General features: G+C 68.8%; 18 protein-coding genes. 9 read left to right on the plus strand and 9 right to left on the minus strand.

The window, feature by feature from the left end:
* The first annotated feature begins 46 nt into the window (after nucleotides 1-46).
* From hpnC to N5D62_RS07020, 4 genes are all read left to right on the plus strand, one after another.
* Nucleotides 47-910: a squalene synthase HpnC gene (hpnC, locus tag N5D62_RS07005; RefSeq protein ID WP_279756943.1), complete on the plus strand. Its 864-nt coding sequence runs from the start codon at nucleotides 47-49 to the stop codon at nucleotides 908-910.
* Entirely contained in the window at nucleotides 907-1806 is a 900-nt protein-coding gene (gene hpnD, locus N5D62_RS07010) for a presqualene diphosphate synthase HpnD (RefSeq protein ID WP_279756944.1), read from the plus strand. The genes hpnC and hpnD overlap by 4 nt, the downstream gene beginning before the upstream one ends.
* A gap of 1 nt (nucleotide 1807) precedes the next feature.
* Nucleotides 1808-3100 (plus strand): hydroxysqualene dehydroxylase HpnE, encoded by a 1293-nt coding sequence (hpnE, locus tag N5D62_RS07015; RefSeq protein ID WP_279756945.1) that lies wholly within the window; start codon nucleotides 1808-1810, stop codon nucleotides 3098-3100.
* Between the two features lie 114 nt (nucleotides 3101-3214).
* Complete coding sequence (locus tag N5D62_RS07020) at nucleotides 3215-3982, plus strand: IclR family transcriptional regulator (protein ID WP_279756946.1); 768 nt, start codon at nucleotides 3215-3217, stop codon at nucleotides 3980-3982.
* A gap of 289 nt (nucleotides 3983-4271) precedes the next feature.
* Here the strand turns inward: N5D62_RS07020 and pbpG are convergent, their stop codons facing one another.
* The 7 genes from pbpG to N5D62_RS07055 all read right to left on the minus strand — a co-directional run bounded on the left by pbpG (nucleotide 4272) and on the right by N5D62_RS07055 (nucleotide 13594).
* On the minus strand, nucleotides 4272-5294 hold the full coding sequence (gene pbpG / locus N5D62_RS07025; protein WP_279757040.1) for a D-alanyl-D-alanine endopeptidase: 1023 nt from the start codon (nucleotides 5292-5294) through the stop codon (nucleotides 4272-4274).
* A gap of 184 nt (nucleotides 5295-5478) precedes the next feature.
* Nucleotides 5479-7020, minus strand: a complete 1542-nt coding sequence (locus N5D62_RS07030; protein WP_279756947.1) for a 2-isopropylmalate synthase — start codon at nucleotides 7018-7020, stop codon at nucleotides 5479-5481.
* 57 nt (nucleotides 7021-7077) lie between these two features.
* On the minus strand, nucleotides 7078-8763 hold the full coding sequence (gene leuA / locus N5D62_RS07035; protein WP_279756948.1) for a 2-isopropylmalate synthase: 1686 nt from the start codon (nucleotides 8761-8763) through the stop codon (nucleotides 7078-7080).
* Nucleotides 8764-9049: 286 nt separating this feature from the next.
* The gene (gene pssA, locus N5D62_RS07040) at nucleotides 9050-9898 is read right to left on the minus strand and encodes a CDP-diacylglycerol--serine O-phosphatidyltransferase (RefSeq protein ID WP_279756949.1); all 849 of its coding nucleotides are present in this window, start codon (nucleotides 9896-9898) and stop codon (nucleotides 9050-9052) included.
* Nucleotides 9899-10061: 163 nt separating this feature from the next.
* A complete protein-coding gene (gene ilvC / locus N5D62_RS07045) occupies nucleotides 10062-11078 on the minus strand; it encodes a ketol-acid reductoisomerase (RefSeq protein WP_279756950.1) in 1017 nt (338 codons plus the stop codon).
* A gap of 52 nt (nucleotides 11079-11130) precedes the next feature.
* Entirely contained in the window at nucleotides 11131-11622 is a 492-nt protein-coding gene (gene ilvN / locus N5D62_RS07050) for an acetolactate synthase small subunit (protein WP_279756951.1), read from the minus strand.
* Between the two features lie 175 nt (nucleotides 11623-11797).
* Nucleotides 11798-13594, minus strand: a complete 1797-nt coding sequence (locus tag N5D62_RS07055) for an acetolactate synthase 3 catalytic subunit (protein WP_279756952.1) — start codon at nucleotides 13592-13594, stop codon at nucleotides 11798-11800.
* Nucleotides 13595-13855: 261 nt separating this feature from the next.
* Between N5D62_RS07055 and N5D62_RS07060 the strand changes: the two genes are divergently transcribed.
* From N5D62_RS07060 to N5D62_RS07080, 5 genes are all read left to right on the plus strand, one after another.
* The gene (locus N5D62_RS07060) at nucleotides 13856-14422 is read left to right on the plus strand and encodes an RNA polymerase sigma factor (protein WP_279756953.1); all 567 of its coding nucleotides are present in this window, start codon (nucleotides 13856-13858) and stop codon (nucleotides 14420-14422) included.
* Nucleotides 14419-14937 (plus strand): DUF3619 family protein, encoded by a 519-nt coding sequence (locus tag N5D62_RS07065; protein ID WP_279756954.1) that lies wholly within the window; start codon nucleotides 14419-14421, stop codon nucleotides 14935-14937. The genes N5D62_RS07060 and N5D62_RS07065 overlap by 4 nt, the downstream gene beginning before the upstream one ends.
* A gap of 83 nt (nucleotides 14938-15020) precedes the next feature.
* Complete coding sequence (locus N5D62_RS07070; RefSeq protein ID WP_279756955.1) at nucleotides 15021-15785, plus strand: DUF3106 domain-containing protein; 765 nt, start codon at nucleotides 15021-15023, stop codon at nucleotides 15783-15785.
* A 93-nt stretch (nucleotides 15786-15878) separates the two neighbouring features.
* On the plus strand, nucleotides 15879-16343 hold the full coding sequence (locus tag N5D62_RS07075; RefSeq protein ID WP_347881807.1) for an RDD family protein: 465 nt from the start codon (nucleotides 15879-15881) through the stop codon (nucleotides 16341-16343).
* Nucleotides 16344-16357: 14 nt separating this feature from the next.
* Entirely contained in the window at nucleotides 16358-16735 is a 378-nt protein-coding gene (locus tag N5D62_RS07080) for a diacylglycerol kinase (protein WP_279756957.1), read from the plus strand.
* 113 nt (nucleotides 16736-16848) lie between these two features.
* Here the strand turns inward: N5D62_RS07080 and N5D62_RS07085 are convergent, their stop codons facing one another.
* Both N5D62_RS07085 and N5D62_RS07090 read right to left on the minus strand, forming a co-directional pair.
* Nucleotides 16849-17187 carry a P-II family nitrogen regulator gene (locus N5D62_RS07085; protein ID WP_091722727.1) on the minus strand — a complete coding sequence of 113 codons (339 nt, stop codon included), beginning with the start codon at nucleotides 17185-17187 and terminating at the stop codon, nucleotides 16849-16851.
* 121 nt (nucleotides 17188-17308) lie between these two features.
* Nucleotides 17309-19423 carry an NAD(+) synthase gene (locus tag N5D62_RS07090; protein WP_279756958.1) on the minus strand — a complete coding sequence of 705 codons (2115 nt, stop codon included), beginning with the start codon at nucleotides 19421-19423 and terminating at the stop codon, nucleotides 17309-17311.
* Nucleotides 19424-19437 lie beyond the last annotated feature (14 nt).

Genomic DNA, 19437 nt, shown 5'->3' on the forward strand with positions numbered 1-19437 from the left:
CGGTTTGACGGGAACAGCAGCGTCCGCTCGGCGGAGAATGCCGGCCGTGAGCATAGAGCACTACGAAAACTTTCCTGTTGCTTCCTGGCTGAGCCCGCCGGCGTTGCGTCCCGCGATCATGGCGATCTACCGCTTCGCGCGGACCGCCGACGACCTCGCCGACGAAGGCGACGCGCCGGCGGCGGTCCGGCTGCGCGACCTGGCCGACTACCGCGCCGACCTGCGGGCGACGGCCGAGGGCCGGACGCCCTCCCCGCGCTGGGCGGCCCCGGTGTTCGCGTCGCTGGGCCCGGTGATCGCCCGCTACCGGCTGCCGGTGCCGCTGCTGGAGGACCTGCTCGACGCCTTCGAGCAGGACCTGGTCAAGACCGACTACGCGACGCGCGCCGAGCTGCTCGACTACTGCCGCCGCTCGGCCAATCCGGTGGGCCGGCTGCTGCTGCACCTGTACGGCATCGACGATGCGGACGCGCTGCGGCGCTCGGACGCGATCTGCTCGGCGCTGCAGCTGATCAATTTCTGGCAGGACTTCACCGTCGACGGCCCGCGCGGGCGGATCTACGCGCCGCTGGAGGATCGCCGTCGTCACGGCGTCGAGGGACAGGACCTGCTGGCGCTGCGCGACAGCCCGGCGGCGCGGGCGCTGATCGGCTCGCTGTGCGGCTGGGCGCGCGCGCTGATGGCCGAGGGCGCGCCGCTGGCGCACCGGATCCCGGGACGCGCCGGTTGGGAGCTGCGCTTGGTGGTACAAGGCGGCCTTCGCATCCTCGACAAGCTGGACGCGGCGGGCCACGACGCGCTGCTGCGCCGGCCCACGGTCGGCGCGTCGGACGCGCCGCTGCTGCTGTGGCGCGCGCTGACGATGCGCGCGACCGGACTGAACACCCGCCGCGAAGGGACGGCGCGATGAGCACCAAGAACAAGACCCACGACGCGAGCGCCCCGGGCGCCGCCGCTCCCACGCCGGAGCAGTACGTCCAGCAGAAGGCCGCCGCGAGCGGCTCGAGCTTCTATTACGCGTTCCTCTTCCTGCCGCCGCCGCGGCGCGCGGCGATCACCGCGTTCTACGCCTTCTGCCGCGAGGTCGACGACGTCGTCGACGAGGTGTCCGATCCCGGCGTCGCCGCGACCAAGCTGGCCTGGTGGCGCAAGGAGGTCATGAGCGCCTTCAGCGGCCAGCCCTCGCATCCGGCGATGAAGGCGCTGCTGCCGCACGTGCAGGACTACGACATCCGCGTCGAGCACCTGCTCGCCGTCATCGACGGCTGCCAGATGGACCTGGAGCAGACGCGTTACCTGGACTACGCCGGCCTGCAGCGCTATTGCCACCTGGTGGCGGGCGTCGTCGGCGAGGTGGCCTCGGGCATCTTCGGCCGCCAGGATCCGCAGACCGTGGCCTACGCGCACAAGCTGGGCCTGGCGATGCAGCTGACCAACATCATCCGGGACGTCGGCGACGACGCGCGCCGCGGCCGCATCTACCTGCCGGTCAGCGAGCTGCAGCAGTTCGACGTCAAGGCCCACGAGATCCTCAAGCGCGACGCGCCCTGGGGCTATAGCGACCGCTTCATCGCGCTGATGGCCTTCCAGGCCGAGCGCGCGCACCGGCTCTACGACGAGGCGCTCGCGCTGCTGCCGGAGGTCGACCGCAAGGCGCAGAAGCCGGGGCTCATGATGGCCAACATCTACCGCACGCTGCTGCGCGAGATCGAGGCCGAGCGCTTCCAGGTCCTGCACCAGCGCATCGCGCTGACACCGCTGCGCAAGCTGTGGATCGCGATGAAGACGAACTGGCGCGGACGCTGACGTGACGCGGGTCGCCGTCATCGGCGGCGGCTGGGCCGGACTGGCCGCGGCCGTCGAGGCGGTGTCGCTGGGCGCCGACACGACGCTGTTCGAGATGGCACCGGCGCTCGGCGGCCGGGCGCGCAGCCTCGAAGGCAGCACACCGGCGCTCGACAACGGCCAGCACATCCTGATCGGCGCCTATGTCGAGACGCTGGCGCTGATGCGCCGCGTCGGCGGCGATCCCGAGGCGGGGCTGCTGCGCCTGCCGCTGCGGCTGCGTTATCCGGACCGCGAGACGCTCCGACTGCCGCCCGGCCCGCCCACCCTCGCCTTCCTGCGCGGCGTGCTCGGCTGCTCGGCCTGGTCCTGGGGCGACCGCCTGCGCTTCCTCGCCGCGAGCAGCAGCTGGACGCTGCGGGGCTTCCGCTGCGATCCGGCGCTGACGGTGGCCGGGCTGTGCGCGGGCCTGCCGCGCGCGGTGCGCGACGACCTGATCGATCCGCTGTGCGTCGCCGCGCTCAACACGCCGGCGGACCAGGCCAGCGCGGCGGTCTTCCTGCGGGTGCTGAAGGACGCGCTGTTCAGCGGCCCCGGCAGCGCCGACCTGCTGCTGCCCCGGCGCGGGCTGAGCGCGCTGCTGCCGACGCCCGCGCGCGATTGGCTGCTCGCGCGCGGCGCGACGATCCGCACGCGGCGCGTGCAGCGGCTCGAGGCGGCCGGACGGGCCTGGCGCATCGACGGCGACGAGGAGTTCGACGCGGTCATCGTCGCCGCCAGTTCGGTCGAGGCGGCGCGCCTCACCCGCGACCTGGCCCCGGCCTGGAGCGCCGTCGCCGGTGCGTTCGAGTTCCAACCCATCGTCACGATCTACCTGGAGAGCGCCGGCTCCGCGCTGCCCGCGCCGATGGTCGCGCTGCGCGAATCGGCGACCGAACCGGCGCAGTTCGCCTTCGACCTCGGACAACTCGATCAGCAGCCGGGGCTGTTCAGCCTGGTCGTCAGCGGCGCGGCGCCGTGGATCGAGCGCGGACTCGAGGCGACCGGTGCCGCGGCGCTGGCCCAGGCGGAGCGACATTTCCAGTGGGCGTCGCCGCCGCGGATCGTTCGCGTGCTCAGCGAGAAGCGCGCGACCTTCGCTTGCACGCCGGGGCTGCGCCGGCCGGAAGCGCCGATCGCGCCGGGGCTCTGGGCGGCGGGCGATTACCTCGCGGGCCCATATCCGGCGACGCTGGAAGGCGCGGTCCGCAGCGGGTTGGCCGCGGCCCGTTCCGCAATGCGGCAACCTGAGGCCGGTACCCCGCCTCGCGGGTGATTTCCGCCGTCACGCCGCACCGCCGATGGGCGAAAACGACGCAGTGCGCCCGTTGGAGCGCCCTCTCGGTTTCGCCATGCAAAAACCGAGAGAAATCCTTCACAATCGTCCGCCATGAAGTCCAAGGAGCTCCAGACCCCCGCCATCCAGGTGCTCGAGCGCACGTTCGCCTTGCTGGACGTGCTGGCTCAACACCAGGATCCCGTGTCGCTGAAGGTGATCAGCGAGACCACCGGCCTGCATCCCTCGACCGCGCACCGCATCCTGAACGACCTGACGCTGGGGCGCTTCGTCGACCGGCCGGAGGCGGGCAGCTACCGGCTCGGCATGCGGTTGCTGGAGCTGGGCAACCTGGTCAAGGCGCGGCTGGACGTGCGCGAGGCGGCGATCGGACCGATGCGCGAGCTGCACAAGCTGACGCACCAGCCGGTCAATTTGTCGGTGCGCCAGGGTGACGAGATCGTCTACATCGAGCGGACCTACTCCGAGCGCAGCGGCATGCAGGTGGTCCGGGCGGTGGGTGGCCGGGCGCCGCTGCACCTGACGTCGGTGGGCAAGCTGTTCCTGGCGGGTGACGATCCGCAGCGCGTGCGCGCCTATGCGACGCGCACGGGCTTGTCGGGTCACACGCGCAACAGCCTGACCGAGATCACGTTGCTGGAGCGCGAGATGGCGCTGGTGCGCCAGCGTGGCGTCGCGCGCGATGACGAGGAGCTCGAACTGGGCGTTCGCTGCATGGCCGCGGGCATTTACGACGATCAGGGCAAGCTGGTGGCGGGCCTGTCGATTTCCGCCCCGGCGGACCGCCTGGAGGAAGGCTGGCTGCCTCGCCTGAAGGAGACGGCGACGCGGATCTCCGCGGCTTTGGGTTTCCGCGGCTGACGACCACCTCGGTGGTTGACGATCACCTCGGTGGGTGACGAACACCTCGGTGGGCGACGATCACCTCGGTGGTGGATGGAAGCCGGCGGCGCCGGTGCCCCTTGGAGCGAATTCCGAGCGGCGAGGAGGAGATTGAGCGGAGAGGGGCACCGGCGCCGCCGGCTTCCGCGCTCGACCGGCTTCCGCGCTCGGCCGGCTTCCGCGCTCTGCCGTGCCCTGCCCTACCTGCGCCCCCCCAGAAACGACGAAGCGGGCACCAGGCCCGCTTTCTTCATTCCGCCGAAGCGGTTTACTTCACCGAGATGGCTGGCACGACGGCGGTGGCGGTGGCGGTCGCCGCGGCGGCGGCCAACGGCGAGGTGGTGCCGGTGAGCCATTTGCGGACGCGTTCCGCGTCGCCGATGCGGGAGTATTTTCCGGCCGAGTCGAGGAAGACCATGATCAGCTTGCGCCCCGCGAGCTGGGCCTGCATCACCAGGCACTGTCCGGCCTCGTTGATGAACCCGGTCTTCTGCAGGCCGATGTCCCAGTCGCCCTTGCGGACGAGGCCGTTGGTGGTGCCGAAGCGGACCTGACGGCGGCCGAGTTCGACGGTGTATTCCGGCGATGTCGACAGTTCGCGGATCAACGGGAAGGCGTGGGCGACCTTGACCAGCTTGGCCAGGTCGGCGGCGCTGGACTGGTTGCGGCTGGACAGGCCGGTGGGTTCGACGTAGTGGGTGTCGGCCATGCCGATCAGGTGGGCCTTGGCGTTCATCGCGGCGACGAAGGCTTCCAGGCCGCCTGGGTAGTTGCGTCCGAGCGCATGGGCGGCGCGGTTCTCGGACGACATCAGCGCCAGGTGCAGCAACTCGCCGCGGGTCAGCGTGGTGCCGACCGTCAGGCGCGAGCCGGTGAACTTCTCGGTGTCCTTGTCCTCGTCGGTGATCTCGAGTTTCTCGTCGAGCGACTGGTTCGCCTCGACGACCAGCAGCGCGGTCATCAGCTTGGTGATCGACGCGATCGGCAGGACGGCCGACGGGTTCTTCGAGAACAGGACCTCGTTGGTGTCCTGGTCGACGACGTAGGCGACGCTGGATTTGAGGTCGAGGGGGTCTTCGGTGTCGTGCAGGCCGTACATCGTCCCGAAGGACGGTTTGGCGGGGACGATTTCCCGGACCGGGGCCGCCGCGCGGGCGGCCACCTTGCGCGGAGAGCGCGGGGCCGGTTTGGCCTTGCGCACGCTCTTCGCCTTGGCTTTGGAGGACGACGCGGTGGCCGCCTGCGCCGATTGGATCGGCGCGAGACTGGCGGTCAACCCCGTCAGCAACATGATGCCGCTGAGGGCGGCACCAGACAGCAATGTCGCAATGGTCTTCAATCCAGTCCCCAGAACAGTGGGCGCGAGTGTAGGGGATCGCTGAAAGACCGGCAAGATCAATGACTTGGCGTGGGCTCTTAAAGTGCCCGGATCCGTGTCATCCGACGCGCTCGAAGGCCTGGCGCGCGCTGTCCTGTCAACCTTGGGCGGCGACCCGCTCCGTTTTGCTTTGAAGCTTGTTCAGAGCGCTCAAATATGCTTTCGCGGAGGCGACGACGATATCGGGATCTGCCCCCACGCCGTTCACCACGCGACCGGCATGCTGCAGGCGCACCGTCACTTCGCCCTGGGATTCTGTGCTGCCGCCGGTGATCGCGCTAACCGAATACAGCAGCATTTCCGCCCCACTTTGGACCTTGCTCTCGATCGCCTTGAGCACCGCGTCCACCGGCCCGTTGCCGTCGCTCTCGGTGCGGTGCTCGGTGTCGCCCTCGGCGAAGACCACCTGCGCCTGCGGGCGCTCGCCGGTCTCGGAGCGCTGCGCCAGCGCCACCAGCCGGTAGTGTTCGTGGATCTGCGTGACCGACTCGTCCATCACCAGCGCGATGATGTCCTCGTCGAAGATCTCGGCCTTGCGGTCGGCCAGGTCCTTGAAGCGGACGAAGGCGGCATTGATCTCGGCCTCCGATTCGAGCACCACGCCCAACTCCTGCAGCCGCTGCTTGAAGGCGTTGCGGCCCGAGAGCTTGCCCAGCACGATCCGGTTGGCGCTCCAGCCGACGTCCTCGGCGCGCATGATCTCGTAGGTGTCGCGCGCCTTGAGCACGCCATCCTGGTGGATGCCCGACGCATGCGCGAAGGCGTTGGCGCCCACCACCGCCTTGTTGGGCTGCACGACGAAGCCGGTCGTCTGGGACACCATCTTCGACGCCGGCACGATCTGCGACGGATCCACCCGCACGTCCAGGCCGAAGTAGTCGCGGCGCGTCTTCACCGCCATGACCACCTCCTCCAGCGAGCAGTTGCCGGCGCGTTCGCCCAGGCCGTTGATGGTGCACTCGATCTGCCGGGCGCCGCCGATCTTCACGCCCGCCAGCGAGTTGGCCACCGCCATGCCCAGGTCGTTGTGGCAGTGCACGCTCCAGATCGCCTGGTCGGAGTTGGGCACGCGCTCGCGCAGCGTGCGGATGAAGGTGCCGTAGAGCTCCGGCACCGCGTAGCCGACGGTGTCGGGGATATTGATCGTGCGCGCGCCCTCGCGGATCACCGCCTCGACGACGCGGGCCAGGAACTCCGGATCGGAGCGGTAGCCGTCCTCGGGCGAGAACTCGACGTCGTCGGTCAGCGTGCGGGCGAAGCGCACCGCCTGGATCGCCTGCTCCAGCACCTGCTCGCGGGTCATGCGCAGCTTCTTCTCCATGTGGAGCTCGCTGGTGGCGATGAAGGTGTGGATGCGCGAGCGCGCCGCGCCCTTGAGCGCCTCGGCCGCGCGGGCGATGTCGCGATCGTTGGCGCGCGCCAGCGAGCAGACGGTGCTGTCGCGGATCGCGTCGGCGATCGCCTTGACCGCCTCGAAGTCGCCCTGGCTCGACGCCGCGAAGCCGGCCTCGATCACGTCCACCTTCAAGCGCTCCAGCTGCCGCGCGATGCGCAGCTTCTCGTCCCTGGTCATGGACGCGCCGGGCGATTGCTCACCGTCGCGCAGGGTGGTGTCGAAGATGATCAGTTGGTCGGACATGTCGGGCTTCCTTGCGGTGGCGGGCCGTGGCGATGAGGGGCGATCTTAGGCGGCCGCTCAGGCGGTGACGCGGTCGGCGAGCTTGAGCACGCCGCGCTGCGCCGCGCGGCGCAGGCCGGACACGATCGCCTTCAGCGAGGCCGACGCGATGTTGCCGTCCATGCCCACGCCGAACAGCGTCGCCTCGCCCACGCGCAGCTCCAGGTAGGCCACCGCCTGCGCGTCGGCGCCGCTGCCCAGCGCGTGCTCGTGGTAGTCGAGCACCCGGACCTGGGTCTTGAGCAGCTTGTTCAGGCCCTCGACGAAGGCGTCGATCGGGCCCTTGCCCTGGCCGTCGATCCGGACCATGCGCACGCACAGGTCGGCCTGCGTCTGCACGCGGGTCTGGCCGTCCTCGGCGGTGTCGATCTGCGGATGCATCGGCGGCGCCTGCTTGACGCCGTACTCGCGGTCGAAGATCTGCCAGATGTCGGCCGCGCCGAGTTCCTTGCCGTTCGTGTCCATCACGCCCTGGACGATCTGGCTGAACTCGATCTGCAGGCGGCGCGGCAGCTCGATGCCGTACTCGGCCTCGAGCAGGTAGGAGATGCCGCCCTTGCCCGACTGGCTGTTGACGCGGATCACCGCCTCATAGCTGCGGCCCAGGTCCTTGGGATCGATCGGGAGGTAGGGGATCTCCCAAATCTCCCCCTCCTGGCGGGCGGCGAAGGCCTTCTTGATCGCGTCCTGGTGCGAGCCCGAGAACGAGGTGTAGACCAGCTCGCCGACATACGGATGGCGCGGATGGACCGGGATCTGGTTGCAGTGCTCGACGCAGCGGCGGACCTCGTCGATGTCGGAGAAGTCCAGTTCCGGATGCACGCCCTGCGTGTACAGGTTGAGCGCGACGTTGACCAGGTCCAGGTTGCCGGTGCGCTCGCCGTTGCCGAACAGGCAGCCCTCGACGCGGTCGGCGCCGGCCATCAGCGCGAGCTCGGCAGCGGCGGTGCCGGTGCCGCGGTCGTTGTGCGGATGGACCGACAGGATCACGCAGTCGCGGCGCTCGATGTGGCGGCCCATCCACTCGATCATGTCGGCGTAGATGTTGGGCGTCGAATGCTCGACCGTCGTCGGCAGGTTGATGATGACCTTGCGCTCCGGCGTCGGCCCCCAGGCGGCGGTGACCGCGTCGACGACGCGCTTGGAGAACGCCAGCTCGGTGCCGGAGAACATCTCGGGCGAGTACTCGAAGCGGAAGTCCGTCTCCGGCTGCTTCGCGGCCAGCTCGCGGATCATCGTCGTGTGGGTGACAGCCAGCTCGACGATCTCGTCCTCGCTCATGTTCAGCACGACGCGCCGCATGATCGGCGCGACCGCGTTGTACAGGTGCACGATCGCGCGCGGCACGCCGACCAGCGATTCGAAGGTGCGCTCGATCAGCGGCTGGCGGGCCTGCGTCAGCACCTGGATGGTGACGTCGTCGGGGATGTGCCCGCCTTCGATCAGCAGGCGGACGAAGTCGAAATCGGTCTGCGAGGCGGACGGGAAACCGACCTCGATCTCCTTGAAGCCGATCTTCACCAGCATCTGGAACATGCGCAGCTTGCGCTCGGGGTCCATCGGCTCGATCAGCGCCTGGTTGCCGTCACGCAGGTCGGTGCTCAGCCACAGCGGCGCCTTCGTGATCTGCGCGTCGGGCCAGCGGCGGTCCGGGAGGGCGATGGGCGCGAAGGCGCGGTACTTGGTCTGCGGTTGCTTGAGCATGAGAGCGTTCCTGTGGGTTCAGGGGCGCAACTCGCAGACTCTCCAGAAAACAGAAACGGCCCGCTGCGAGTTGCATTCGGGCCGTTGGATCTGGGACGGTGTCGGTCGTCGGTGACGGTTCTGACGGACGTGCGCAGTTCAGCGGACCCGAAGGTCGCCTAGTAGTAGCCGCGTAATGCTGGCGGTTGCGCTGGTCGCGTTCACGAACGTCATGGGCGTCGAATATAGGAGAGCCGCCCGACGGGCGTCAACGCCGGCGCGCGACTGTCCGCGCGCCGAGCGTTCGCTATCGGTGAAGGCCGGCTTCATCGGGCTCGTCGGTCGACATCGCGATCACGCTCGCCGGCTTGCCCTTGGCGCGCCGGACCGCGTAGACGATGTAGCCCGAGATGCCATAGGCGCAGAACACGCCGAACAGCACGCGCGGCGGATCGATGTTGATCGCCGCGATGGCCAGCATGATCACGACCAGCACGATAAACGGCACCGAGCGCTTGAAGGTGATGTCCTTGAAGCTGTAGAACGGCGCGTTGGTCACCATCGTCAGGCCCGCGTACAGCGTGAAGCCGAAGGCCAGCCAGGCCAGCGCGGGATCGCGGTGGATGTCCTTGTAGCCGGCGCTGTCCAGCGCCCAGATCAGGCTCATCACCAGCGCGGCCGCCGCGGGGCTGGGCACGCCCTGGAAGAAGCGCCGGTCCACGACCGCGATGTTGGTGTTGAAGCGCGCCAGCCGCAGCGCCGCGCCGGCGATGTAGACGAAGGCGGCGAACCAGCCCCACTTGCCCAGGCCCTGCAGCGCCCAGGAATACATGATCAGCGCCGGCGCCGCGCCGAAGGACACCATGTCCGACAGCGAGTCCATCTGCTCGCCGAAGGTGCTCTGCGTGTTGGTCATGCGCGCGACGCGGCCGTCCAGGCTGTCGAGCACCATCGCGGCGAAGATGCCGTAGACGGACTGCTCGAAGCGTCCGCCGATGCCCATCACGATCGCGTAGAAACCGCTGAACAGCGCGGCCAGGGTGAACAGGTTGGGCAGCAGGTAGATGCCCTTGTGGCGCGGGCGCTGCGGGGCGTCGAGGACGTCGGGCTCGTCCTCGTCGAGCAGGTCCGCGTTCTTGTTGTCGATCGAATTCATGGGGGCGGAGGATACCTTAGGCCCTCCCCCTACCGGCTCACGCCGGCCCCCTCAAGGGGGCGCACCCAGTGGCCTGGCAAAGCCACGCCACGGCTGCCGCTTGGAAGACAAACGACCCGGCTGCAAACGCAAGCCGGGCCGTTCTTGGAGCCTGATCAGGCGATCAGTTCTTGGACTTGTCGACCAGCTTGTTGGCCTTGATCCAGGGCATCATCGCGCGCAGTTGCTCGCCGACCTGCTCGATCGGGTGCTCGGCGGTCAGGCGGCGGCGGCTGATCAGCGTCGGGGCGCCGGCCTTGTTCTCCAGGATGAAGGACTTGGCGTACTCGCCGGTCTGGATGTCCTTCAGGCACTGGCGCATCGCGTCCTTGGTCGCGGCGGTCACCACGCGCGGGCCGGTCACGTACTCGCCGTACTCCGCGTTGTTGGAGATCGAGTAGTTCATGTTGCCGATGCCGCCTTCATAGATCAGGTCGACGATCAGCTTGAGCTCGTGCAGGCACTCGAAGTAGGCCATCTCCGGCGCGTAGCCGGCTTCGGTCAGCGTCTCGAAACCGGCCTTGATCAGCTCGACGGCGCCGCCGCACAGCACGGCCTGCTCGCCGAACAGGTCGGTCTCGGTCTCCTCGCGGAACGAGGTCTGGATGATGCCGGCCTTGCCGCCGCCGTTCGCGGCCGCGTAGCTCAGCGCCAGGTCGCGCGCCTTGCCGGTCTTGTCGGCGTAGACGGCGATCAGGTGCGGCACGCCGCCGCCCTGGCGGTAGGTGTTGCGCACCGTGTGGCCGGGGGCCTTCGGCGCCACCATCCACACGTCCAGGTCGTCGCGCGGCTGCACCTGGCCGTAGTGCACGTTGAAGCCGTGGGCGAAGGCCAGCGAGGCGCCCTGCTTGATGTTGGGCTCGACTTCCTTCTTGTAGACGTCGGCGATCTGCTCGTCGGGCAGCAGGATCATGACCACGTCGGCCGCCTTCACCGCCTCGGCGATCTCGGCGACCTTCAGGCCGGCGCCTTCGGCCTTGGCCCAGGACGCGCCGCCGCGGCGCAGGCCCACGGTGACCTTCACGCCGCTCTCGTTCAGGTTCTGGGCATGGGCGTGGCCTTGTGAGCCATAACCGATGATGGTGACGTTCTTGCCCTTGATCAGGCTGAGGTCGGCGTCCTTGTCGTAATACACGTTCATGGTGGTCTCTCCGGGGGAAATCAGTACGGGGGTGGTTCAGTGAATGGCGCGCTCAGACGCGCAGGATGCGTTCGCCGCGGCCGATGCCGCTGGTGCCGGTGCGCACCGTCTCAAGGATCGCGGTGCGGTCGATCGCGTCGATGAAGGCGTCGAGCTTGCCGGCGTCGCCCGTCAGCTCGATCGTGTAGGTCTTCTCGGTGACGTCGATGACATGGCCGCGGAAGATGTCGGAGGTGCGCTTGAGCTCCTCGCGCTCCTTGCCCACGGCGCGCACCTTGATCAGCATGAGCTCGCGCTCGATGTAGCGGCCCTCGGTCAGGTCGACGACCTTCACGACCTCGATCAGACGGTTCAGGTGCTTGGTGATCTGCTCGATCACGTCGTCGCTGCCGCTGGTGACGATCGTCATCCGCGACAGCGAGGCGTCCTCGGTCGGCGCCACGGTCAGGCTCTCGATGTTGTAGCCCCGGGCGGAGAACAGCGCCACGACGCGCGACAGCGCGCCCGGCTCGTTCTCGATGAGCAAAGCAATGATGTGTTTCATGGAATCTCGTCCTTCGCGCTCTTCAGCCCGCCGGCGGTAACCGGTCGGCCCTTGGCCACGCTCTTCGATTGGGAAACGGGTTCGGCTCGCTCCGAGCGTCTCGGGCCGTCCGCCGCCGGTCGCCACGCGCGCGGTGACGCGCGCGACGCCGGACGGCTTCAGGCCGTCGCCGGTCTCAGAGGTCCTCGGACCCCAGCAGCATCTCGGAGATGCCCTTGCCCGCCTGGACCATCGGCCAGACGTTCTCGGTCGGGTCGGTGCGCACGTCCAGGAAGACGGTGCGGTCCTTCAACCGCATCGCCTCGCGCAGCGCGGGCTCCACGTCCGACGGCTTCTCCACCAGCAGGCCGACATGCCCGTAGGCCTCGGCCAGCTTGACGAAGTCCGGCAGCGCGTCCATGTAGCTGTGCGAGTAGCGCTTGCCGTAGTCCAGCTCCTGCCACTGCCGCACCATGCCGAGGTAGCGGTTGTTCAGCGAGACCACCTTCACAGGCGTCTTGTACTGCTGGCAGGTGGACAGCTCCTGGATGTTCATCTGGATGCTGCCCTCGCCGGTGATGCAGAACACGTCCGACTCCGGCTTGGCGAGCTTGATGCCCATCGCGTACGGCAGGCCCACGCCCATCGTGCCCAGGCCGCCGGAGTTGATCCAGCGGCGCGGCTCGTCGAAGCGGTAGAACTGCGCGGCCCACATCTGGTGCTGGCCGACGTCGGAGGTGACGTAGGTGTCGCGGCCGCGGGTCATGTTCCACAGCGTCTCGACGACGAACTGCGGCTTGATGACCTCGCTCGACTGCTTGTAGGACAGGCAGTCGCGCTTGCGCCAGTCGTTGATCTGGCTCCACCAGGCGTTGATCGCCTCGCCGTCCGGACGCGCCTGCGCTTCCCGGATCTGCGCGATCAGCTCCTGCAGCACGTCCTTGACGTCGCCGACGATCGGGATGTCCACGCGCACGCGCTTGGAGATCGACGACGGATCGATGTCGATGTGGATGATCTTGCGATCGACCGACGAGAAGTGCTTGGGGTTGCCGATCACCCGGTCGTCGAAGCGCGCGCCCACGGCGAGCAGCACGTCGCAGTGCTGCATCGTCATGTTGGCCTCGTAGGTGCCGTGCATGCCCAGCATGCCGAGGAAACGCGGGTCGGTCCCGGGCATCGCGCCCAGGCCCATCAGCGTGTTCGTGCAGGGATACCCGAGCAGTTCGACCAGCTGTCTGAGTTCAGCCGTGGCCTCGCCCAGGATCACGCCGCCGCCGGTGTAGATATAGGGACGCTTGGCGCCCATCAGCAGCTGGACCGCCTTGCGGATCTGGCCGCTGTGGCCCTTCTTCACCGGGTTGTAGGAGCGCATCTCGACGCGCTCCGGGTAGTGGAACGCGGTGCGGCTGAGCGACACGTCCTTCGGGATGTCCACGACGACCGGGCCGGGACGGCCGGTGCGCGCGATGTGGAAGGCCTTCTTCAGCGTCGTCGCGAGGTCGCGCACGTCCTTGACCAGGAAGTTGTGCTTGACGATCGGGCGCGTGATGCCGACGGTGTCGCATTCCTGGAAGGCGTCGAGGCCGATGGCGGGCGTCGGGACCTGTCCGGTGATGATCACCATCGGGATCGAGTCCATGTACGCCGTCGCGATGCCGGTGATCGCGTTCGTGACGCCGGGACCCGAGGTCACCAGCGCGACGCCGACCTCGCCGGTCGCCCGGGCGTAGCCGTCGGCGGCATGCACGGCGGCCTGCTCATGACGGACCAGCACGTGCTGGATGGCGTCCTGCTTGTAGAGCGCGTCGTAGATGTAGAGGACGGCACCGCCTGGATAGCCCCAGAGGAACTTCACGCCTTCGGCCTGAAGACTCTGAACCAGGATTTCGGAGCCATTCAGTTCCTGACCGGAACTGACGGAATGGGGGTGCGGTTGTGAGCGAGCTTCCGTGATCGCTGCACGTTTGATGTCCGCGGCAGACATGTCCATATGTCGAACCTCTGAGATTTTCTCTGACGAAAAACCATCGGTGCTTCTCTTCTCACCCTTGTGAGGCGGATTTGAAACGTCGCGTCAAAAACAGGGGCGCCGGGGTCTGGCGGCCTACTTGAGACAAAAACTGCGGTGTGCGAGAAGGCTGATTATGCACACAAACCCGCAGCCGCCCGACAGCCAATGGCTATTTGTGGCGCCAGTGCGATAATCCGCGCCGTTTTGCCTGCTCGACCGCCCTCTGACGGCGCCCGCCCTTTGGCCACAGACAAAGAACTCAACGACTTTCTCAAGTCCGTCGACCGCCGCGCGTTCAAACGCACGGTCTACATGGTGCGAGACGAAGACGCCGCGCTGGACATCGTCCAGGACGCCATGATCCGCCTGGCCGAGAAGTACTTCGACCGCCCGGCGGCGGAGCTGCCCCTGCTGTTCCAGCGCATCCTGTCGAATGCGACGATGGACTGGTTCCGGCGCCAGAAGGTGCGCAACGCGCTCTTCAGCAACCTGTCCGACTTCGAGGGCGGCGATCCGGGCGAGGACTTCGACCTGCTCGAGATGCTGGAGACCCGGGAAGGATCGATGGGGGCCTTGTCCGCGGCGGACGAGGTCTCGCGGTTCCAGATCCTGGCGGCCATCGAACAGGAAGTTGCAGCTTTGCCGGGACGTCAACGGGAGGCCTTCCTGCTGCGTTACTGGGAAGAACTCGACGTCGCCGAGACGGCTGCGGTCATGGGTTGCTCGGAGGGCAGTGTCAAGACACACTGCTCCCGCGCCGTGCATGCACTGGCCAAAACGCTGAAAGCCAAGGGAATCTCGCTATGAAGAAGAACACGCCAGGAACGCCGCAGCCGCTGGAAGCGGAAGCGCGCGTCACCCGTTTCGGCCTCCGCGTGGCGGCTGGCTTGACCGAGCAAAGCGAGACCCTTTCCGGCGATATCCAGGAGCGTCTGCGCTTCGCACGTGAGCAAGCGCTCGCCAGGGCCATGGCGGCCCGGGCGGCCGCGCCCACCCAGGCGGCGTCCGAGACCCGTCATGTCGGCGGCGGCGTGATGGCCCTGGGCGGCGGCGAGAAGACCCCGCGCTGGCGCAAGGCCGCGGCTTTGCTGCCGCTGGCGCTGCTGCTCGGCGGCCTGCTGCTGATCCAGCACAGTCAGTGGTACGAGCAGATCCGCAGCGCGGCCGAACTGGACACCGAGATGCTCTCCAAGCCGCTGCCTCCCGCGGCTTACAGCGATCCGGGTTTCCGCGAGTACCTCAATGAGGACCGGACCGACCCCAACGCCTCCACGAACGCCGACGAAGGCGAAAAGTCCGACGAAGCGAAATCGTCGCAGTGAGGCGGTGCGTGGCCAGATCCTTCCGCCTCCCCTTGCATCCAGTCGGTTCCAGCGTTTTTCCTGATCTTGGCGCTTCCCGCGGCGTGGCCCGCTGCCTGAGCATCGCGGCCGCGTGCGGCATGCTGGTGCTCGGCTCGGGCACCGCCCTGGCGCAGGCTGACGGCGCTTCCGCGCCCGCTGGCCTCGCCGCGTCGTCGTCCGTTCCCCATGCCTCCGCGCCAGCGCGCACCGGCGCCCTGGTGGGCGGGCAGACCTGGGCCTCGCTGAGCGCCTCGCAGAAGGAGGCGCTGGCGCCGCTGTCCAAGGAATGGGACCAGCTCGACGGCGCCCGCAAGGGCAAATGGCTGGAAATCGCCGCCCGCTACCCGACGCTGCCCGCTGAACACCAGCAGCGCCTGCGCGAACGCATGGTCGAGTGGACCCGGATGTCGCCGGCCGAGCGCCAACGTGCCCGCATCGGGTACCAGCACGCTGGCGAACTCCGCGCGCCGGAGCAGGAGTCGCAACTGCGCGCCAAGTGGGAGGCCTACCAGGCGCTTCCGCCCGAGAAACGCCAACGCCTGGCCGAGCGCGCCGCGGAAAAGGCCTCGGCCGTCGGACACGACGCGCCGGCGCCGGTCCGGTCGACCCGCGCGAACGCGCCGATCCAACGCGCGCCGCTGAGCGCCACGACCGGTCCGACGATCGTCCAGGCCCTCCCCGGCGCGACGACGGTGCTGCTGACCCAGCGCGCCGAACCGGCGCTGCCCGGCGCGAGCGCCGCTCCGGGCCGGCCGTTGCGCTCGCCGCGTGACGCGAATCTCGACCCGAACACGCTGCTCCCGCGGCGCAACGGGGCCAGCCGCTAAACTGGCGGGATGACCTCCGCACCCGTAGCCGGCGGCGATGCCCCGCCCGCCCTGATGCGCCGACTCGCCGCCTTCATTTATGAAGGCGTCGTCTTGTTTGGCGTCGTCTTCATCGCCGGCTGGCTGTACTCGACGCTCACCCAGCAGCGCAATGCGCTGGTCGGACAGCACGGCCTGCAGGCCTTCCTGTTCCTGGTGCTGGGGATCTACTTCATCTGGTTCTGGTCGCGCGGCGGCCAGACGGTCGCGATGCGCGCCTGGCACCTGCGGGTCGTCGACGCCCAGGGCCGCCCGGTGACGCAGTTCCGCGCCGCGTTGCGCTACCTGGCCGCCTGGCTCTGGTTCCTGCCCGCGCTGGCGAGCGTCCACCTGCTGGGCCTGGACCACAGCACCGGCGCCATCTTCGGCGCGATGACCGCCGGCATCGCCGGCTACCTGCTGCTGGCACGGCTGCATCCGCAACGCCAGTTCCTGCACGACATCCTCTGCGGTACCCGGCTGGTGACCCAGCGCCCGGCACCGCGGACCCCGGCGGCCCAGCCCGCCGGCGACGCCTGACCCCCTCCCCGACGATGAGCAACCCCCACAAGGGCCGCACCGGCCTGAACCGCATCCTGCACGCGGCCGGCTACTCCTGGGCCGGCCTGGTCGCCGCCTACCGCGGCGAAAGCGCCTTCCGCCAGGAAACCTGGCTGAGCATCATCGGCGTGCCGCTCGCTTTCCTGGTCGGCAAGGACTGGGTGCAGGTGGCGCTGCTGGCCGGCTCGCTGATCCTCGTGCTGATCGTGGAACTGCTGAATTCGGCGGTCGAAGCCGTCGTCGATCGCGTGTCGTTCGAACTGCACGACCTCAGCAAGCGCGCCAAGGACATCGCCAGCGCCGCCGTGCTGCTGTCGTTGGTGCTGGCGGGCGGCATCTGGGCCGCCGCGATCTGGCAGCACCTGCGCTGAAGGGGAACGCCGGCCTCGCGCCGGGTCCGCCAAGCCCCGAATGAACAAGGGCGGGACGCCGATCGGCGCCCCGCCCTTCCTGTTTCCAGCGGCCCGCGGCGCGGGCCCGGCGGTCAGACCGCCGCTTCGTCCTGTTCGCCGGTGCGGATGCGGATGACCTGCTCCACCGCGGTGACGAAGATCTTGCCGTCGCCGATCTTGCCGGTCTTGGCGGCCTTCAGGATCGCGTCGATGCAGCGGTCGACCTCGTCGTCCTTCACGACGACCTCGACCTTCACCTTGGGCAGGAAGTCGACGACGTACTCGGCGCCGCGGTACAGCTCGGTATGGCCCTTCTGGCGGCCGAAGCCCTTCACTTCCGTGACCGTCAGGCCGGACGCGCCGACCTCGGCCAGCGCCTCGCGGACTTCGTCGAGCTTGAACGGTTTGATGATGGCGGTGATCTGTTTCATCGCGGGCTCCGGGAGGGGGAAATGACGGTCGGGACTGGCGGTGATTTAAGCACGGATCGTTTCGCGCGGGCTCCCTCCATCGGCGAAGGGAGTCATCGCGCGAGCGCGTCGCGGACCGCGCTCAGTCGGGGATGCGGTCGAGTTCCGCCAGCCAGACCGCCGGCTCGGAGTCGCTGGGCGCGCGCCAGTCGCCGCGCGGGGACAGCGAACCGCCGCTGCCGACCTTGGGCGCGTTGGGCACGCAGCTGCGCTTGAACTGGCTGCCGCGGAAGAAGCGCGACACGAAGATCCGCAGCACGCGCTTGATCTCGGCGAGCGGGTACTCGTTGCGCTGCACGTGCTCGCCGTCGGGCCAGTCGCCGCGCGAGCGGTCGCCCCACGCATGCCGGGCGAGGAACGCGATCTTGGCCGGCGAGTAGCCATGGCGGATCGTGTAGAACAGGTTGAAGTCCTGCAACTCGTAGCGGCCGATCCGGTCCTCGGTGCTCTGCAGGCCGGAGCCGCCCGCGGCATCGACGCGCGCGTCCTGCGGCACCAGCTCCGGGCTGATCTCGGTGCCGAGGATGTCGAGCAGCACCTCGCGGCCCGCGTGCCCGAGCTGCTCGGTCTCCGCGACCCAGCGCACCAGGTACTGGATCAGCGTCTTGGGCACCGACGCGTTCACGTTGTAGTGCGACATGTGGTCGCCGACGCCGTAGGTGCACCAGCCCAGCGCCAGTTCGCTGAGGTCGCCGGTGCCCAGCACCAGCGCCCCGGTGTGATTCGCGAGCCGGAACAGGTGGCTCGTGCGTTCGCCGGCCTGCACGTTCTCGAAGGTCACGTCGTAGACCGGCTCGCCGTTGGCGTACGGATGACCGAGGTCCTTGAGCATCTGCTCGCAGCTGGGACGGATGTCGATCTCGCGCGCTTCGCAGCCGATCTCGCGCATCAGGCGCAGCGCCTGGTCGCGGGTACGGGTGCCGGTCGCGAAGCCCGGCATCGTGACGCCGAGGATGTGGGTACGCGGCCAGCCCATCTGGTCCATCGCGCGCGCGGCCACCAGCAGCGCATGCGTCGAGTCCAGGCCGCCCGAGATCCCGAGCACCAGCTTGTGGATGCCGCTCGAGACCAGCCGCTGCACCAGCGCCTGGACCTGGATCTGGAAGACCTCGTTGCAGCGCTCGTCGCGGCGCTGACGGTCCGCGGGCACGTAGGGGAAGCGCTCGACGCGGCGGCGCAGCGGCAGCGGTTGCGCGCGGTCCAGGCCGAGCTCGAACTCGACCGTGCGGAAGCTCTTCAGCAGCGGCGCGTGATGCCGCACCGAATCGCCGAAGCTCGTCTGCCGCATGCGCTCGCGCGACAGGCGCTCCAGGTCGACGTCCGCGGCGACCAGCTGCGAGCGGCGCTGGAAGCGTTCGCTCTCGGCCAGGAAGCTGCCGTTCTCGTAGACGAGCGCCTGGCCGTCCCAGGCGAGGTCGGTGCTGGATTCGCCGGCACCGGCCGAGGTGTAGACATAGGCCGCGAGGCAGCGCGCCGATTGCTGGCCGACCAGTTGATGCCGGTAGCCCGCCTTGCCGACGGTGATGTTGGAGGCCGAGAGATTCACCAGCACCGTCGCGCCGGCGAGCGCCGCGTAGGACGACGGCGGGATCGGCGTCCAGACGTCCTCGCAGATCTCGACGTGGATCCGCAGCAGCGGCAGGTCGCTCGCGGCCACGACGAGGCGCGTGCCGAAGGCCACGCGCTGGCCCAGCAGCGTGATCTCCTCGCTGAGCGCCTCGTCGGCGGCGTTGAACTGGCGCGCCTCGTAGAACTCGCCGTAGTTGGGCAGGTAGCTCTTGGGCAGCACCGCGAGCAGCCGGCCGCGCTGGAACACGACCGCGCAGTTGAACAGCCGGTGCTCCAGACGCAGCGGCAGGCCGACGATCGCCACGGTCGGCAGGTCGCGCGACACCGTCAGCAACTGCGCCAGCGCCGCCTCGCAGCCGTCGAGCAGCGCGCGCTGATGGAAGAGGTCGTCGCTGGTGTACGCCGCCAGGCCGAGTTCGGGGAAGGCCGCGACCGCGACGCCGTCGGCGGCCGCCTCGCGCAGCAGCTGCGCGGTCTGCTCGCCGTTGAAGACGGGATCGGCGACGCGGCACAGCGGGACGCCGACCGCGACGCGGGCGAAATCGTGAGCGTAGAGGTTGTCGAAGGACGGGCCGGCGGAGGTCGCGGCCGAGGAAGAGCTCGAGGAGGAAGTCGTCGTCGCTTGCATGGCGTGCATCCTGC

Source organism: Mitsuaria sp. GD03876, assembly GCF_029840635.1.
Lineage (GTDB): Bacteria > Pseudomonadota > Gammaproteobacteria > Burkholderiales > Burkholderiaceae_C > Roseateles.

What these genes read in the sequence shown, in the direction of transcription:
- N5D62_RS07055 (WP_279756952.1), bottom strand. Translation starts at nt 13,594, where the DNA reads ATGGACATGTCTGCCGCGGACATCAAACGTGCAGCGATCACGGAAGCT.
- pbpG (WP_279757040.1), bottom strand. Translation starts at nt 5,294, where the DNA reads ATGTTGCTGACGGGGTTGACCGCCAGTCTCGCGCCGATCCAATCGGCG.
- hpnD (WP_279756944.1), top strand. Translation starts at nt 907, where the DNA reads ATGAGCACCAAGAACAAGACCCACGACGCGAGCGCCCCGGGCGCCGCC.
- N5D62_RS07085 (WP_091722727.1), bottom strand. Translation starts at nt 17,187, where the DNA reads ATGAAACAGATCACCGCCATCATCAAACCGTTCAAGCTCGACGAAGTC.
- ilvN (WP_279756951.1), bottom strand. Translation starts at nt 11,622, where the DNA reads ATGAAACACATCATTGCTTTGCTCATCGAGAACGAGCCGGGCGCGCTG.
- leuA (WP_279756948.1), bottom strand. Translation starts at nt 8,763, where the DNA reads ATGCTCAAGCAACCGCAGACCAAGTACCGCGCCTTCGCGCCCATCGCC.
- pssA (WP_279756949.1), bottom strand. Translation starts at nt 9,898, where the DNA reads ATGAATTCGATCGACAACAAGAACGCGGACCTGCTCGACGAGGACGAG.
- ilvC (WP_279756950.1), bottom strand. Translation starts at nt 11,078, where the DNA reads ATGAACGTGTATTACGACAAGGACGCCGACCTCAGCCTGATCAAGGGC.
- N5D62_RS07020 (WP_279756946.1), top strand. Translation starts at nt 3,215, where the DNA reads ATGAAGTCCAAGGAGCTCCAGACCCCCGCCATCCAGGTGCTCGAGCGC.
- N5D62_RS07030 (WP_279756947.1), bottom strand. Translation starts at nt 7,020, where the DNA reads ATGTCCGACCAACTGATCATCTTCGACACCACCCTGCGCGACGGTGAG.
- N5D62_RS07065 (WP_279756954.1), top strand. Translation starts at nt 14,419, where the DNA reads ATGAAGAAGAACACGCCAGGAACGCCGCAGCCGCTGGAAGCGGAAGCG.
- N5D62_RS07090 (WP_279756958.1), bottom strand. Translation starts at nt 19,423, where the DNA reads ATGCAAGCGACGACGACTTCCTCCTCGAGCTCTTCCTCGGCCGCGACC.
- N5D62_RS07080 (WP_279756957.1), top strand. Translation starts at nt 16,358, where the DNA reads ATGAGCAACCCCCACAAGGGCCGCACCGGCCTGAACCGCATCCTGCAC.